Annotated in this window: 19 protein-coding genes; 16 read left to right on the forward strand and 3 right to left on the reverse strand. The window is 58.1% G+C overall.

Annotated elements, in window-relative coordinates; genetic code table 11:
* Positions 1–30: 30 nt before the first annotated feature.
* Positions 31–1,422 carry a GntP family permease gene (locus tag CCANI_RS01680; RefSeq protein WP_146325696.1) on the forward strand — a complete coding sequence of 464 codons (1,392 nt, stop codon included), beginning with the start codon at positions 31–33 and terminating at the stop codon, positions 1,420–1,422.
* Positions 1,423–1,431: 9 nt separating this feature from the next.
* Here CCANI_RS01680 and CCANI_RS01685 read toward each other — a convergent pair whose 3' ends face one another.
* On the reverse strand, positions 1,432–1,938 hold the full coding sequence (locus CCANI_RS01685; protein WP_246118314.1) for a gluconokinase: 507 nt from the start codon (positions 1,936–1,938) through the stop codon (positions 1,432–1,434).
* Between the two features lie 227 nt (positions 1,939–2,165).
* On the opposite strand from CCANI_RS01685, the gene CCANI_RS01690 reads away from it, so the two are divergent.
* The 5 genes from CCANI_RS01690 (at position 2,166) to CCANI_RS01710 (ending at position 8,706) form a co-directional block, all read left to right on the forward strand.
* Positions 2,166–3,281 (forward strand): FecCD family ABC transporter permease, encoded by a 1,116-nt coding sequence (locus CCANI_RS01690; RefSeq protein ID WP_146325691.1) that lies wholly within the window; start codon positions 2,166–2,168, stop codon positions 3,279–3,281.
* A gap of 70 nt (positions 3,282–3,351) precedes the next feature.
* Positions 3,352–4,068: an ABC transporter ATP-binding protein gene (locus CCANI_RS01695; RefSeq protein WP_186750445.1), complete on the forward strand. Its 717-nt coding sequence runs from the start codon at positions 3,352–3,354 to the stop codon at positions 4,066–4,068.
* Positions 4,069–4,086: 18 nt separating this feature from the next.
* Positions 4,087–5,118: an ABC transporter substrate-binding protein gene (locus CCANI_RS01700; protein ID WP_146325693.1), complete on the forward strand. Its 1,032-nt coding sequence runs from the start codon at positions 4,087–4,089 to the stop codon at positions 5,116–5,118.
* A 29-nt stretch (positions 5,119–5,147) separates the two neighbouring features.
* The gene (locus tag CCANI_RS01705) at positions 5,148–6,947 is read left to right on the forward strand and encodes an ABC transporter ATP-binding protein/permease (protein ID WP_146325694.1); all 1,800 of its coding nucleotides are present in this window, start codon (positions 5,148–5,150) and stop codon (positions 6,945–6,947) included.
* Between the two features lie 10 nt (positions 6,948–6,957).
* Positions 6,958–8,706: an ABC transporter ATP-binding protein gene (locus CCANI_RS01710; RefSeq protein WP_186750447.1), complete on the forward strand. Its 1,749-nt coding sequence runs from the start codon at positions 6,958–6,960 to the stop codon at positions 8,704–8,706.
* Between the two features lie 13 nt (positions 8,707–8,719).
* Here the strand turns inward: CCANI_RS01710 and CCANI_RS01715 are convergent, their stop codons facing one another.
* Both CCANI_RS01715 and CCANI_RS01720 read right to left on the reverse strand, forming a co-directional pair.
* Positions 8,720–9,502 (reverse strand): transposase family protein, encoded by a 783-nt coding sequence (locus CCANI_RS01715; RefSeq protein ID WP_290210929.1) that lies wholly within the window; start codon positions 9,500–9,502, stop codon positions 8,720–8,722.
* A gap of 306 nt (positions 9,503–9,808) precedes the next feature.
* The gene (locus tag CCANI_RS01720) at positions 9,809–9,994 is read right to left on the reverse strand and encodes a hypothetical protein (protein ID WP_146325610.1); all 186 of its coding nucleotides are present in this window, start codon (positions 9,992–9,994) and stop codon (positions 9,809–9,811) included.
* 682 nt (positions 9,995–10,676) lie between these two features.
* On the opposite strand from CCANI_RS01720, the gene rpsJ reads away from it, so the two are divergent.
* Genes rpsJ through rpmC form a run of 10 tightly spaced genes read left to right on the forward strand, consistent with a single transcriptional unit; the run spans position 10,677 to position 15,550 of the window.
* The gene (rpsJ, locus tag CCANI_RS01725; RefSeq protein WP_003854291.1) at positions 10,677–10,982 is read left to right on the forward strand and encodes a 30S ribosomal protein S10; all 306 of its coding nucleotides are present in this window, start codon (positions 10,677–10,679) and stop codon (positions 10,980–10,982) included.
* Positions 10,983–11,013: 31 nt separating this feature from the next.
* Entirely contained in the window at positions 11,014–11,670 is a 657-nt protein-coding gene (gene rplC, locus CCANI_RS01730; RefSeq protein WP_146325609.1) for a 50S ribosomal protein L3, read from the forward strand.
* The gene (rplD, locus tag CCANI_RS01735) at positions 11,667–12,320 is read left to right on the forward strand and encodes a 50S ribosomal protein L4 (RefSeq protein ID WP_146325608.1); all 654 of its coding nucleotides are present in this window, start codon (positions 11,667–11,669) and stop codon (positions 12,318–12,320) included. Before rplC ends, rplD begins: the two co-directional genes overlap by 4 nt.
* Positions 12,320–12,619: a 50S ribosomal protein L23 gene (gene rplW, locus CCANI_RS01740; RefSeq protein ID WP_146325607.1), complete on the forward strand. Its 300-nt coding sequence runs from the start codon at positions 12,320–12,322 to the stop codon at positions 12,617–12,619. The genes rplD and rplW overlap by 1 nt, the downstream gene beginning before the upstream one ends.
* Positions 12,620–12,649: 30 nt before the next feature.
* Entirely contained in the window at positions 12,650–13,492 is an 843-nt protein-coding gene (gene rplB / locus CCANI_RS01745; protein WP_146325606.1) for a 50S ribosomal protein L2, read from the forward strand.
* A gap of 15 nt (positions 13,493–13,507) precedes the next feature.
* Entirely contained in the window at positions 13,508–13,786 is a 279-nt protein-coding gene (gene rpsS / locus CCANI_RS01750; RefSeq protein ID WP_146325605.1) for a 30S ribosomal protein S19, read from the forward strand.
* A 3-nt stretch (positions 13,787–13,789) separates the two neighbouring features.
* Positions 13,790–14,152, forward strand: a complete 363-nt coding sequence (rplV, locus tag CCANI_RS01755) for a 50S ribosomal protein L22 (RefSeq protein ID WP_146325604.1) — start codon at positions 13,790–13,792, stop codon at positions 14,150–14,152.
* Positions 14,152–14,901 carry a 30S ribosomal protein S3 gene (rpsC, locus tag CCANI_RS01760; RefSeq protein WP_146325603.1) on the forward strand — a complete coding sequence of 250 codons (750 nt, stop codon included), beginning with the start codon at positions 14,152–14,154 and terminating at the stop codon, positions 14,899–14,901. Before rplV ends, rpsC begins: the two co-directional genes overlap by 1 nt.
* A 2-nt stretch (positions 14,902–14,903) precedes the next feature.
* A complete protein-coding gene (gene rplP / locus CCANI_RS01765; protein ID WP_146325602.1) occupies positions 14,904–15,320 on the forward strand; it encodes a 50S ribosomal protein L16 in 417 nt (138 codons plus the stop codon).
* On the forward strand, positions 15,320–15,550 hold the full coding sequence (rpmC, locus tag CCANI_RS01770; RefSeq protein ID WP_146325601.1) for a 50S ribosomal protein L29: 231 nt from the start codon (positions 15,320–15,322) through the stop codon (positions 15,548–15,550). The genes rplP and rpmC overlap by 1 nt, the downstream gene beginning before the upstream one ends.

The raw sequence follows: 15,550 nt of genomic DNA on the forward strand, positions 1-15,550 counted from the left end.
TCGACACACCCCATAGGAGCCAACATGGATATGGAAACATGGGAGCCCACGCTCTCCGCAGGTCCGCTCATCGGGATCGCGGCAACGGCGGTTGCGGTCATTCTGGTGCTGGTCATTTATTTCCGCCTTCACGCCTTTCTCACCTTGGTGATTGTTTCGGTGTTTACGGCCCTCGCGGCGGGCATCCCGCTGTCCGGCGTGCCGGAAACGCTGACCAAGGGTTTTGGCACAACGCTTGCGTCGGTGGCGCTGCTTGTTGGCCTAGGTGCGATGATCGGCAGGCTTGTGGAGCATTCGGGCGGGGCGAAGTCCCTGGCGGAGGCGTTGATCGGCAAGTTCGGGGAGGATAAGGCGCCGCTGGCGTTGGGCGTGGCGTCGTTGATTATGGGCTTCCCGATCTTTTTTGACGCCGGCTTGATCGTGATGCTCCCCGTGGTGTTTGCGGTCGGCCGCAGGTTGAATGGCCCGTTGCTGGCGTATGGCATCCCGGTCGCGGGCGCGTTTTCGGTGATGCACGTGTTTCTGCCGCCGCACCCGGGCCCGGTGGCCGCCAGCGAGTTTTTCGGCGCGGATATTGGCCTGATCCTGCTGTTTGGCCTGCTCATTGCCATTCCCACGTGGTACCTTTCGGGCTACCGGTGGGGCCTTTTCCTGGGCACGCGCTACCACTTTAAGGTTTCGGATTTGCTGCTCGGGCCCGCACAGGATGATGCGGCATTGAAAAACCCGGCGTCGCCAGGCGTTGTCGTGGGCATTATGGCGATACCGATGGCGCTGATTTTCGGCAACACCGGCTTATCGACGCTCGCTGCGGCTGGCGTCGTCGATAAGCACGCGGGGTGGGTGCAGCTGCTGGTATTCCTCGGTCAAACCTCAATCGCGCTACTGATTACTACATTGGTGGCGATGGTGGTGCTGGGCCTGCGGCGCGGCGTGGATAAAGCCAACCTGGAAAAGCTGCTGGATGGCGCGCTCGGGCCGATCTGCTCGGTGGTGCTGATTACCGGCGCGGGCGGCATGTTCGGCCAGGTATTGCGCACGAGCGGTATTGGCGACGCGCTCGCGGAATCCATGTCGCACCTTGGCATTCCGGTGATCCTGGCGTGCTATCTGATCTCGGTGGCGCTGCGCCTTGCCCAAGGCTCCGCGACGGTCGCCCTGACAACCGCGGCGGCATTGATGGCACCGGCTGTAGAGGCCGGAGGTTACAGTGCCGTGCAATTGGCCCTGATCGTGCTGGCCACCGCCGCGGGCTCCGTGTTTGCCAGCCACGTGAACGATTCCGGATTCTGGCTGGTGGGGCGCCTCATGGGCATGGACGTGGCCACCACGCTCCGCACTTGGACCATCAACCAGCTCCTGGTGAGCATTATCGGCTTCATCTTTGTGCTGGTGTTCTTTGGCGTTTCGATGCTGGTGTAGGGTCGAGCGCTATTGGTTTAGCCAGCGGTGAGCTTGGTGGGCGAGCGCCTCGGGGGAATCCACGACGTCGAGCACAACGCCGTATTCGTCTGCGCTGAGTGGTTCTAGGGTGTCGAATTGGGACTGCAAGAGCGATGCCGGCATGAAATGCCCTTTACGAGCGTTTATGCGGCTTAGCAGGAGGTCAAAATCGCCGTGCAGGTGAATAAACGCCACACCCGGGCATAGGGAGCGGATCAGATCCCGGTACGAGCGGCGCAATGCGCTACATCCGACTACCGCGCCGTTCGGCTGTTCGGCAAGCCACGTGCCAATATCCCGCAGCCATGGCCAGCGGTCCTCGTCGGTTAGCGGGATGCCCGCCGCCATCTTTTCAATATTGGCCTGCGGGTGCATATCGTCGCCATCGCGGTAGGGGAGGCCCAGCATCGGCGCGAGCAGCTTGCCAATCGATGTTTTGCCGCAGCCCGAGACGCCCATAACTACCACGTGGTGTCCGCTCGCGGGGGTGTTCATAGGTTCGAGTCTAGTGAAAACAAAAGCCCCTGCGGGGTGTGCGCAGGCGAATGCGTTGTGCAACGCTTTGCTATTTCGAGTAGGGCTTTTGCTTGCTTACACGAGGGTTGACTTCCGTATTAGGCAAGGCTAACTTTGTACTTCAACGGCTTGAATAAAACAGTTCAGAGCCGTCCATCCGCTACAAATGCGTTCCGCTTGTGCGCACGCATAACCCCCAAAAACCCATGAAACTACTTTTGACAGCGCACCAAGCCGACCAGGCCCAAAATTCAGCGCCAAACGAGCCACCCCGTAGCTGGAAACACATCATCACATGGAACGGCCTTTTGCTGGTTGTGCTCTTGCTGGTGTGGCTTCTTGCCCTTGGTCTGGGCGCCATTGCAATACCGCCGCTTACTGTATTGAGAATAGTAATAGAAGGCATAGTGCCCGTGGCACAGCTAGACGTCTTGCCGCAACCCACTCAAGTTGAAAAATCCGTGATTTGGGAAATGCGATTGCCGCGCAGCGTACTTGCCATGGTGTGCGGTGCCGGTCTTGCAGTTTGCGGGCTTGCTACCCAAGCGCTGTTGCGCAATATTCTGGCTGACCCCTATATCTTGGGGCTATCGTCCGGCGCATCCACCGGCGCGGCGCTGGTCATGGTGTTGGGCGTGGGCTTTGGCTTTGCTTCGCCGTCCATTTCAATCGCCTTCGGTGCTTTTCTAGGGTGTCTTGGCTCGGTTGCTTTGGTTTTTCTGCTTGCGGGGTTGAATCAGCGGCCTACTGCGTCACGGGTGATATTCGCTGGTATGGCGGTGAATTTCTTTTTCGCCGCGTTAACCAGCCTGCTCATTATGCTCGCGAAAAACCCGTCGGTGACCAAGAGCGTGATGTTTTGGATGTTGGGTTCGTTTAGCGCGACGAGGTGGGATGAGGCTGGGATCGCTACTGCGTGCACGGTGATTGGTTGTGCTTGGCTCTACCACTACGGCCGCAAGATCGACGCAATGACGCTTGGCGACGACGCGGCGCGCGGCCTTGGCGTGAACCCTGAGCGTACCCGCGTCCTCGTGTTTCTGATGATTTGTTTCACGGTGGCAGTTTTAGTCTCGGTCAGTGGGACGATAGGATTCGTCGGTTTAGTTATTCCGCACCTGGCAAAGAAGCTGTATGGCGGGATTTTCCGGGCGAGTTTTCTTGCCTGTGTGCTTACGGGAGCCACCTTGATGCTCGGGGCCGATTTGCTATCACGGCTTCTCGTGGCCCCCGGCGAGTTATCGGTGGGAATCATTACCGCGCTGGTTGGCACACCATTATTGATGTCGCTGGTGCGTAGAAACGCGGTGAAAGATGTCTAGGATCCGCGACGACCTCCAATCCGAGCCGTTATTTGCTCTTGAAAAAGTCACAGTGAGCTTCGACTCCACAGTGGCATTGCGCGAGGTAACAGTAGAAATTCCGGCACGCGCGTACGTCGGATTGATTGGCCCCAATGGGTCGGGGAAAACCACCTTAATGCGCGTCCTTTGCGGTGCGGTAAAGCCCGATCGCGGGACCGTCAGCTTTAAAATGCAAAACATTCGGACCCTTAGCACCCAAGATTTAGCGAAAGAAATTTCGCTCGTGCCCCAAAATTGCCCCGTGCCACATCAGGTGCGCGTGATTGATGAGGTCTTGTTGGGCCGGTTACCGTTCCTCTCCAATTTCGCTACGTATTCGGCGACGGATTATCAGTTGGCCAGGGACGCCCTGCAGGCCGTCGGCCTATCGCCATACGCGGATAAACATTCGGATCAGCTTTCTGGTGGAGAACGCCAGCGCACAACGATTGCTCGCGCGATCACGCAGAATACGGATTGCACGCTGCTCGATGAGCCTACGAATCACCTTGATATTTATTTCCAGCATAAAGTGTTGGGCCTGCTTGGGGAATTGTCTCCAAGCGTTGTCGCGGTGCTGCACGACATCAACCTCGCCGCTAGGTATTGCGACTGGGTCATCCTGCTCAAAAACGGGGAAGTGTTCGCCGCTGGGCCGCCGGACAAAGTCTTAACAAAGGAAACCATTGAGCAAGTTTATGGAGTGACTACCACCACATTTTGCCACCAAGGTAAACAACAGTTTTTCTTCAGCATCGATGAGTAAAAGAATGAGGCAACTGCCATGAAATCCCAATTAGTAGTATCCACCATTGCCGTTATCGCACTCGGCCTTACAGGCTGCTCCACGAGTACTGAGCTGTCCTCCGAAGCCGCATCGACATCGGCAAACGCCATGGGAAGCGCGGCCTACCCGCAGGAGTATTCGTCATGCGGAACCATGGTTACTGTGGATAAGCAGCCCGAAAAGATCGTCGCGGCTGGTAGGGAAGGCGTTGCCAACCTCGTGTCTGCGGGCGCTGTCGATAAGATGATTGCCCGCTACGGCGAACACGGGGCGCAACAATCACCCGAGGTCGAAGCGGCCATGAAGAATGTCAAACAGCTCGAAAGCAGTTCCGGCTCCGCGCACCAAGAACTCAGCTTTGAATCCGTTTTGGCGTTGGAACCAGACATGCTGTACGGCGAGGGTCTCGGTTTCGGCGATTACGAAGTGCAAAACCTAGAAAAGCACGGGATCAAAGGGATTATCCCGCCGTCCGCTTGTTTGTATATCACCAGTGTTGATGAGGTAAATCGGGCAGATCTGAAGGAAATTACACAAACTATCCGCAATCTTGGCAAGCTACTCGGCTCCGCGGACGTGGCGAATGAAAACGCCAGCAAGCTCGATAAGGAAATCCAGGAAGCCAAGGAAGCGGGGGCCGATTTATCGGAAATGAGCGTCGCCGGTTTGTATTACTGGGACGCCACTGATGACCTTTTCGCGTACGGAGCCAATTCGACGCTGCAGGGCATTTTTGATCTTGCAAAGCTCAAGAATGCCGTCGACCCGAGCTATGACGCCATGTTGAATGGCGCGATTCAACCGGAGGCGATCATTGCCGCGAACCCGCAGGTCATCGTGATTACCACCGGCGAAGGCGGGATTACCTTGGAGGATTCCCTGCGGCGCCTCAAGAAGATTCCGGGCATGGCCGAAGTTGATGCAATCAAAAACAATCGCATTATCGAGCTTCCGTCAGGCGCCGCGTACCCCATTGCCGACGCCATTAATGCCGCGAAAACGGTGGTCGACCAGCGCAGTAAATATTAAGCGTGGGCGAGCCAGGAAAGGACAATTGCGTGTCGACGAAGCGTGCCCCACTGTGGCAGCGCCAACTCACCGTACTGCGAATTGCAGGTGTAGGCGTCAAGATTCTGATACCGCCAATTCTATTGGGCCTCGTATTGAGCGCAGCCTATGTGGGTCAGGCATTTATTAGTTCGGCGATTTTTACGGAATTGGTCGGCCCCCGCGACATGGAGACAATCGTGTATCTCATTGTCGTATTGGCCGTATTCCTTATCGCCATACCACTGTTGGGCATTGCGAAGGCGTTCCTCATCAATCGCGTCGGGCTTATCCTGAAGCGTAATTTGCGTCGCGCAATTCTCAACGATATTGATGCCCGCGGGCCAATGCGATTAAGTTCTCAACGCGCCGGTAATCTCGAATCCCTTATGGTCGACGGGGTGGAGGCGATCGAGCCCTATTATGGCAGCTATCTGCCACAAATTGCGGTGACTACGATCACGGCGGCGGCCATCTGCGTGTGGATTGCTACTGTGAGCCCGTTGATCGCGGTCGTGTTGTTTGTCTGTGCGGTGATTACCTTTTTGATCCCGCGCCTTTGGGATCGCGTGTTGGCGGAAAAGGGACAGGAACATTGGACCGCCTACGCGGAATTGAATTCCGACTTTGTGGACGCAATGACCGGCATGACCACACTAAAGGCATTCGGTGCAGCGGAGCACTTTGGCAACCAACTCGCCGTGAAATCGCGGGAGCTTCTCCGGTCCACGCTAAGCCAGCTCCGGGTTTCACTTGGTGAAACCGGCGCTTCGGCCACGATGATGGTGCTTAGCCCGGCCATTGCGTTATTGATCGGAGTTCTCCAAGTTCGGGCTGGCATGTATCCCGTGACATACCTGTTCTTTATCACCCTGCTGAGCATGGAGGTCTTCCGCCCGCTCCGCGATTTGGCTAATGCCTTCCATTCCGGGTATTTCGGACTTTCCGCAGCTAATCAGATATACAGCACGCTCGACTTGGATAGCTCCCGTCCTCCCGCCGCGCGGCATGATCTGCTGGCTTTGCCGGCAGACGAGGCCGCAACCATTGAGGTGAAAGACTTGGGCTATCGGTATGACAACGCGGCTTCGGACGCATTGCATGGGGTTAACCTCCACATACCGCAGGGCCAGTTTGTCGCCATTGTTGGAGGTTCGGGATCTGGGAAATCAACCCTGCTAGGCCTGATGCTGGGCTTCGACGCCCCGCATGCTGGCAATGTCACGGTGGGAGGGATTTCAGCCGAGCATTTAGATATCGTTTCCACCATTTCGCTCGTACCTCAGAACCCCGTGATCTTTCCGGGCAAAATCGAAGAAATCCTGAACGAGGCAAACCCGAACGCCAACACAAGCGATATGTTGACCGCATTGACCATCGCTCACGCAGCTAATTTTCGCACGGAGTCGGCTGATTCCGCGCAGGTGCGAATCGCAAGCACAAAGGACTTAGAACTGGTGATTGATGAATCCGCGGCAAACATCTCGGGCGGGCAAAAACAACGCCTCGCCATGGCCCGCGCATTGGTTCGCAAGCCGAGGGTTCTGATCCTCGATGAATCTACCTCGGCGTTGGATTCTCGGGTGGAAAAGGAAATCATCACCATGCTCCGGAAACAGATGCCCACCATGACCTTGATTTTGGTAACGCATCGAATGGATGTGGCCCAATTGGCGGATCACGTCGTTGTGCTGGGCCAGGGCACGATCTGTGAACAAGGTAGTCCGATTGAGCTGCTGCAACACGAAACAGAGTTTGCCCGCATGGTGTCGAACTCCAGCAGTGGCGCCAGCCGCGCGACAGCGAACTAGGAGGACAATCATGAGGAAAACGCTCCATGATCTGCTATCTATCGTCGGCCAACTCAGAGAATTCCGCACGCTCTTTATAGTTTGCACCGCCGTTATCGTGCTCCATCAGCTTGCGCTTGCCGGAGTCGGCGGCTTGAGCTATTGGATATCCTCCCAAATGGTGGTGAATCCCACCCAGCCGATCGTTTGGCTATTCACCGGCCTGATCACCTTGGCTTTGGTGCATGGGCTTGGTTACTTGCTGGATGCGTGGTGGTCGCACCAATTGGCTTATCAAGTTCTGGCCAGTATGCGCATCGACCTCTATCGAGTGATCCAACGTATCGCCCCGAAAGGCCTCCGAGGGCGCAAGGTGGCTGATGTCACGGCGGCGGGTATGAACGACATGGAACAGCTCGAATGGTTCTTTGCCCACACCGCATCGGTGGCGATCGCGGCCCTCATCACTCCTACCGTGTTAATCGGCATCCTGTACGCATTGATCGGCCCGTGGGCGCTATTAACTGTCGTTGCAATCCTTTTCCTCATCGGCTCCCCATTGGTGTTTTCTGCCATGCAACGCCGCCAAGGTGAACGTGTCAGATCGGGGTTGGCCGTATTGAAAACCCTCGGCCTAGAATCCGTGATTGGTGTCCGCGAATTGCACGTGCTCGGGCAAAAACACAAACACGCGCAACGGGTTGATCAGGCTACCAAACTCGTGCAACGCCAGAAGCTCGGCCAAGCAGTACGCAAAAGCGCAGAAAGCGCATTGGCGGGAATCGGATCCACCGCCGTGGCAATCACGTTGTTGATCGTGCTCACGGGAAAAGTTATCGACGGCAGCCTCGATGCGAGCCTGCTACCCGTAGCCATTTCCCTTTCCGCATCAATCACCATCTCGGTCACCGCCTTGGCGGGAATGCTTGGAATGATGGGCGAAGTCTCCGCCTGTGCGGCGCGAGTGAACAGCCTATTGGACACGCCAGACCCTTTGAACGCCGGGGATGCGGTCGACTATGAGCCTCTGAGCGAACTTGAGGCTCACTCCGGTAGTGTGAGCCGCGCATTCGATTATCAAAATGTGAGTTTCACATATGAGATGGAAACCGTGCTGCGTGGTATTTCGGTCATCATTCCGCCCGGCCAGACCACTGCAATTGTCGGCCCGTCAGGGGCAGGCAAAACCACGCTCGCGTACCTGGCCATGCGTTTCTATGACCCCAGCGCGGGGCAAATCCTGTTCGCCGGTGTGCCTCTGACAAACATTGATCCGGAGGCGCATCGGGAGCGTTTGGCGTTGGTTCCCCAGGACGGGCACGTGTTTACCGGAACGTTCCGGACCAACCTTGCGTTGGCTAAACGGGATGCCAACGACGCTGAGCTGTGGGCAGCAATTGACGCTGCAGGTATGACTCAGCTGGTCACAGACCTCGGGGGTCTCGACGCCGCGATCGGCGACCGTGGCACCAGCCTCTCCGGCGGCGAACGGCAACGCCTCGTACTCGCACGCGCGTTCCTCCGGCAACCAGAGCTGCTGATTCTCGATGAGCCGCTCGCCAATATCGATCCTCACCTGGAATCGGCAATCAACAAGACCACGAGCGAGCTGCGACGCGGGTGCACAACGATCATTATCACGCACAGAATTACCTCGATCGCTACCGCCGACCAAGTGGTGGTGATTAACCAAGGGCGAATACACAGAATTGGTACCCACAAGGAATTGCTCAAAGACGCGTTTTATCGGGAACTCTTGGCAGATCAATTAGAGGAATAAGTTTGAAGGTTATTCAGGGGTTTCTGTAGAAGAATAGCTTGGTAAGGGTTTGTATTGTGCGCTTCGTGGTGGCTATGGGTAATCGGCAGTCGGTGTGAAGTATTCGCCAGTTTTTGATGTGGGCGATTGCTTGTTCGACGACCCAGCGGATGGATGCAAGAGCGTTGTTGAAGCGCTGCTGCCAGGGTTCGAGAACCTTTTGCCCGTTGTTGCGTTTCTGGGGGATGTCAAAACCAGTACCTACGTACCCAAGGTCGGCGGTGACATAGTCGCCTGGCAACACGGTGGTGATGCCCAGCTTATCTGCGATGCGCTTATCGTGAGATCTCCCAGGCATTGGCGGGCTGATGTACTCGATATTGCCGTTCTGGTCGGTCAAGACTGCGAGGTTGTGGCCGGTGGCTTTGCGTTTGCCGCTGATCAACTGTTGTTGCCCTTTCCATGACCAGCATGGGACCAATGTCCCATCGAGGACGCGATGGCGCGTTGGTACGAGGTCTTCCACGGTTGGTGCGGTTGGGAGAAAGCGTTCCAGAAGGTCAAGGACTGCGTTGATGGCGCGGGAAATCGTGGGTTGGGACACCCCATAGATCGTGGCGATCACACGTTGCGGGAGATTTTCGCTCCAGTAGTAGACCAAAGCGCATTCCAGGCTACTGACTAACCCCAAACTAAGGGGGCAATGATGTGTATAACCTGCGGTTTCGATGTCGTTGGCTAGCGCGATAATCTCATCAGTCGAACATTTGCTAGTATTGGCCCAGCGGTACAAGGCATTTGTGTTTTGTTTTGTCATAGATTCATTATGCGGAACCTTGTATCGCCTTTGCTATGTTCGGGGGTATTGAGGTCGGAAAGTCCACCCGGCAAAACCCCAGCGGTTGAATAACCCTCTTTGAACAAGGATAGTTCGATTATTGTTGATAGTGTTGTGCGCCAAACCTAGGAAAAACCTCACACCAACCGGTCCCAACGCCCAGCCCTATCCTTTGATTCAGGTAATGCTCTTTCATCCACGTGCATGGTCCATACAAACGTCTTCAGCGCACGAATTGGCGAAGCCCCCGAGAGTTCCTCGGGGGCTTTGGTATCGCTAGGTGTTTTAGGAATCTACTTCCACGCGCTGGCGGCGCTGCTGCATCCAGTCCGCCCAGAGGGCGCCGGCGGCAACCATCAGTGAACCGGCCGCGGCGGCCCCCCACATGGCCGAGCCTTCGGGCTGGGCGGCGGCGAGGGTAGTGTTGGAGATTTCTTCGGCTAAAACGGTGCAGATACTCGAGCAATCCATGGAACAAGCGGTCCTTATATCGGCGTTGATGGTGCAATGACGTTCGCTCGGTATGTCGCAGTAGTCTTGCTAAGTGTTACAAGATGGCAACAAATCCTGCAAAGAATTGCATCAATCGAGGTGAAGCGTAATTTGGCAGGTGCGGTGACGCCCCCGTGTGGTCGGGGTGGACGCGGCGTCGATAAGCGGGCTCGGTGTGGTGGTTTGGCTTTTGAGTTGCGCGCGGTGAGCTGACGTGATTGAATGACTGGGTTGCTTCAACACAATGCATAAGCCAAAGCCTTGGTAAGCCTTGAGGGAACTGCTTAGGTTGGTAAGAACTGCGTTGGTGGTGGGGCAAACATGAACCACCTACTCTTTTTTGAGCGGGTGTCCGCGATTGGTCGTCCGACACGCCCGACCGCGGGTACCGGAGTAGGGGCATGGCAAATAAACAGCGGCAGTAGGTTTTGTGCCTGATCGCGAGCGTCCTGAAGCAGGGGAGTGCGCGCGGTCCAACACACACAATCCACTTGAGTATCAAGAGCCTGTGCGAGTTTGTCACGGCCTCTCCGGTGAACCCAAGTGAACAACCCTGGCGTTGCGCCCGAGCCCCTTACGGCCGGACAACGTTATAGAGAAATCATCAGCGATTCCCACCAATCACCGGCGGTGATGTGGGACAGCGAGGAAGAGGACAAGCGTGGCGGGACAGAAGATCCGCATCAGGCTGAAGGCCTACGACCACGAGGCGATCGACGCATCTGCGCGTAAGATCGTGGAAACGGTCACCCGTACCGGTGCCCGCGTGGTTGGCCCCGTGCCGTTGCCCACCGAAAAGAACGTGTACGCCGTTATTCGTTCTCCCCACAAGTACAAGGATTCTCGCGAGCACTTCGAGATGCGCACCCACAAGCGCCTGATCGACATTCTCGACCCGACGCCGAAGACGGTTGACGCGCTGATGCGTATTGACCTTCCGGCCAGCGTCGATGTGAACATTCAGTGATCGACGGAATTTTGGCAGCGGAGAATAAGTAATGAGTGAAACTGAGATCAAGGGCATTCTGGGCACCAAGCTCGGCATGACCCAGATCTTCGACGAGGACAACCGTGTTATTCCGGTGACCGTCGTGGAAGCTGGGCCGTGCGTTGTCACCCAGATTCGTACTGTTGAAAACGATGGCTACAACGCCATCCAAATCGCCTACGGCGAAATCGACCCGCGCAAGGCTAAGAAGCCGCAGGCAGGTCACTTCAAGAAAGCTGGCGTTACCCCCCGCCGCCACATGGCCGAGATTCGCATGGACGACGTCTCCGGCTACGAGGTTGGACAGGACGTCACCGTTGACATTTTTGACGGCGTGAAGTTCGTCGACGTCACCGGCACGTCTAAGGGTAAGGGCTTCGCCGGCGGCATGAAGCGCCACGGCTTTGCCGGCCAGGGCGCATCCCACGGTAACCAGGCCGCACACCGCCGCGTCGGTGGCATCGGTGCCTGCGCTACCCCGGGCCGCGTCTTTAAGGGCACCCGTATGGCTGGCCGCATGGGTAATGAGCGCGTCACCACCCAGAACCTGAAGGTTCAAAAGATTGACGCCGATGCCAACCTGCTGATCATCAAGGGTGCAATCCCGGGTGTTCGCGGTGGCCTCGTAACCGTTAAAACCGCAGTGAAGGGCGGTGCACACGCATGACCAATCTGAAGCTTGACGTCCACACCGCCGACGGTGGTATCGACGGCCAGGTTGAGCTGCCTGCTGCAATCTTCGACCGCGAAGCCAGCATTGCGCTGATGCACCAGGTTGTTAACGCGCAGCTTGCCGCGAAGCGCCAGGGCACCCACTCCACGAAGACTCGTGGCCAGGTGTCCGGTGGCGGCAAGAAGCCGTTCCGTCAAAAGGGCACCGGTCGTGCCCGCCAGGGTTCCATCCGCGCACCGCACTTTACTGGTGGCGGCGTGGCCCACGGTCCGGTCCCGCGCGACTACAGCCAACGCACCCCGAAGAAGATGAAGGCTGCCGCTTTGTTCGGCGCGCTCACCGACCGGGCACGCCACGATCGTATCCACCTGGTGAGCGAACTGGTTCCGGGCCAGCAGCCTTCCACCAAGGCCGCCCGCAAGTTCATCGAGCGCCTGACCGATCGCAAGTCTGTGCTGGTTGTTCTTGGCCGCGAGGATCTTACCGCTCGTCGCAGCGTTAACAACCTGCCTAACGTTCACGTGTTGGTCGCCGATCAGCTGAACACCTACGACGTCCTGAAGGCCGACGACGTTGTGTTCTCCGTTGAGGCGCTCAATGCCTTCGTTAACCGCGTCACTGGCGCGGACAAGGAGGAGAAGTAATGAGCACCGTCGCAGATCCCCGTGACATCATCTTGGCTCCCGTAGTGTCTGAAAAGTCCTACAACCTGATGGAGCAGAACGTGTACACGTTCTTCGTGGATCCGGATGCAAACAAGACCGCCATTAAGATCGCCATCGAGCAGATCTTCGGCGTAAAGGTCGCGTCCGTGAATACCGCCAACCGTCAGGGCAAGCGCAAGCGCACTCGCTATGGCTACGGGCAGCGCAAGTCCACCAAGCGTGCCATCGTGACTCTTCGCGAAGGTTCCATCGACATCTTCGGCGGTTCGGCCGCGTAACCCGCGAGTCGACAAGTAAGGACGTAAAACATGGCTATTCGTAAGTACAAGCCGACTACGCCGGGTCGCCGCCAGAGCTCCGTTTCCGGATTCGACGAGATTACCCGTTCGACCCCGGAGAAGTCTCTGCTGCGCCCGCTGCACAAGACCGGTGGCCGTAACGTTCACGGCCACATCACCACCCGCCACAAGGGTGGTGGACACAAGCGCCAGTACCGCGTTATCGACTTCCGCCGCAACGACAAAGACGGCATCCCGGCAAAGGTCGCTCACATCGAGTACGACCCGAACCGCACCGCCAATATCGCGTTGCTGCACTACGTCGATGGCGAAAAGCGCTATATCATTGCCCCCAAGGGCCTGAAGCAAGGCACCATGGTTGAGTCTGGCCCCAACGCCGACATTAAGCCGGGCAACAACCTGCCGCTGCGCAATATCCCCGCCGGTGCCACCGTGCACTGCGTGGAATTGCGTCCGGGCGGCGGCGCCAAGATGGCTCGCTCCGCTGGCGCCTCCATCCAGCTGCTGGGTAAGGAAGGCAAGTACGCGGTGCTGCGTATGCCCTCCTCCGAAATCCGCCGCGTGGACATCCGCTGCCGCGCCACCGTGGGTGAGGTCGGCAACGCCGACCAGATCAATATCCGCTGGGGCAAGGCCGGCCGTATGCGCTGGAAGGGCGTTCGCCCGACCGTCCGCGGTGTGGTTATGAACCCGGTTGACCACCCGCACGGTGGTGGTGAAGGTAAGACTTCCGGTGGCCGTCACCCGGTGTCCCCATGGGGTCAGCCGGAGGGCCGCACCCGCAAGCCCAACCGCCCGAGCGATCGTTTGATCGTCCGCCGTCGCCGCTCCAACAAGAACAAGAAGCGCTAAGAGGAGGTAAAGAGAATGCCCCGTAGTCTCAAGAAGGGCCCCTTCGTCGACGAACACCTCCTCAACAAGGTGGACGCTCAGAACGAAAAGGGCACCAAGCAGGTTATTAAGACCTGGTCCCGCCGTTCCACGATTCTCCCCGATTTCATCGGCCACACCTTCGCCGTCCACGACGGCCGCAAGCACGTGCCGGTGTTCGTGGATGACTCCATGGTTGGGCACAAGTTGGGCGAGTTTGCCCCGACGAAAACGTTTAAGGGTCACGTCAAGGATGACAAGAAGGGACGTCGATAAGCGATGAGTGAAGCAATCACCACCGCCCGCGCTACCGCGCGCTTCGTCCGGGTAACCCCGATGAAGGCCCGCCGCGTCGTGGACCTCGTGCGTGGCAAGTCCGTTTCCGAAGCCCTGGCAATTCTGAAGTACGCCCCGCAGGCTGCTTCCGAGCCGGTTGCAAAGGTCGTTGCCTCCGCAGCCGCCAATGCCGAAAACAACTTCGGTCTCGACCGCGACAGCCTCGTCATCTCCCAAGCTTGGGCAGATGAGGGACCGACCATGCGTCGTTTCCGTCCGCGCGCTCAGGGCCGTGCCTTCCACGTCCGCAAGCGCACCAGCCACATCACCGTGGTTGTCGAGAGCCAGAAGGGAAGTGCTCAGTAGTGGGCCAGAAAATCCATCCCCACGGCCTCCGGCTGGGTATTACCTCCGATTGGAAGTCCCACTGGTACGCCGACAAGCAGTACGCTGACTACCTCGCAGAAGACATCAAGATCCGCGAATTCCTGGCCAAGGGCCTGGACCGCGCAGGTGTCGCCGACGTAGTCATCGAGCGCACCCGCGACCGCGTTCGCGTAGACATTCACACCGCGCGCCCCGGCATCGTGATCGGCCGCCGCGGCTCCGAGGCTGATCGCATCCGCGGCGAGCTGGAAAAGCTCACCGGCAAGCAGGTCGCCCTGAACATCCTCGAGGTAAAGAACATCGACGCGAACGCTCAGCTGGTGGCTCAGTCCATCGCCGAGCAGCTGTCCAACCGCGTTGCTTTCCGTCGCGCCATGCGCAAGGCCATCCAGTCCGCGATGCGCCAGCCGCAGGTCAAGGGCATCAAGGTTGTGTGTTCCGGCCGCCTCGGCGGTGCCGAAATGTCCCGCACCGAGCGCTACCACGAAGGTCGCGTGCCGCTGCACACCCTCCGCGCCGAAATCGATTACGGCACCTACGAAGCTCACACCACCTTCGGCCGCATTGGCGTCAAGGTGTGGATCTACAAGGGTGACGTGGTTGGTGGTCGTCGCGAGAGCGAAATCAACGCCCCCGCCGCAGATCGCCGCAACCGTGGTGACCGTCGTGAGCGTCCGCGTCGCGGTGGCCAGCGTCGCCAGCGCGCAGAGCAAAAGCAGGAGGGCTAAGAATGCTTATCCCCAAGCGCGTCAAGTACCGTCGCCAGCACCGCCCGCACCGCTCCGGTGTGTCCAAGGGCGGCAACCGCATCAACTTCGGTGATTACGGCATCCAGGCTCTGGAGCCCGCCTACATCACCAACCGTCAGATTGAATCCGCGCGTATTGCCATCAACCGCCACGTCAAGCGTGGTGGCAAGGTGTGGATCAATATCTTCCCGGACCGTCCGCTCACCCAGAAGCCGCTCGGCGTGCGTATGGGTTCCGGTAAGGGCGGCGTTGAAAAGTGGATCGCCAACGTGAAGCCCGGCCGTATCCTCTTTGAGATGAGCTACCCCAACGAGGAGATGGCTCTGGAGGCGCTGCGTCGCGCCGGCCAGAAGCTGCCCTGCAAGGTCCGTATCATCAAGAAGGAGGACCAGTTCTGATGGCTTCCGGTACCCCCGCATTCGAGCTCCGCGAGCTCAACGCAGAAGAACTTGCTACTCGCCTGCGCGAAGCTAAGGAAGAGCTGTTCAACCTGCGCTTCCAGATGGCCACCGGCCAGCTGACCAACAACCGTCGCCTGCGCACGGTCAAGCGCGACATCGCCCGCATTTACACCGTGATTCGCGAGCGCGAGTTGGGCCTGTCCGTAGTTCCGGGAGCTGAGGCTTAA

It is taken from the genome of Corynebacterium canis, from assembly GCF_030408595.1.
In the GTDB taxonomy this organism is placed as follows: Bacteria; Actinomycetota; Actinomycetes; order Mycobacteriales; family Mycobacteriaceae; genus Corynebacterium; species Corynebacterium canis.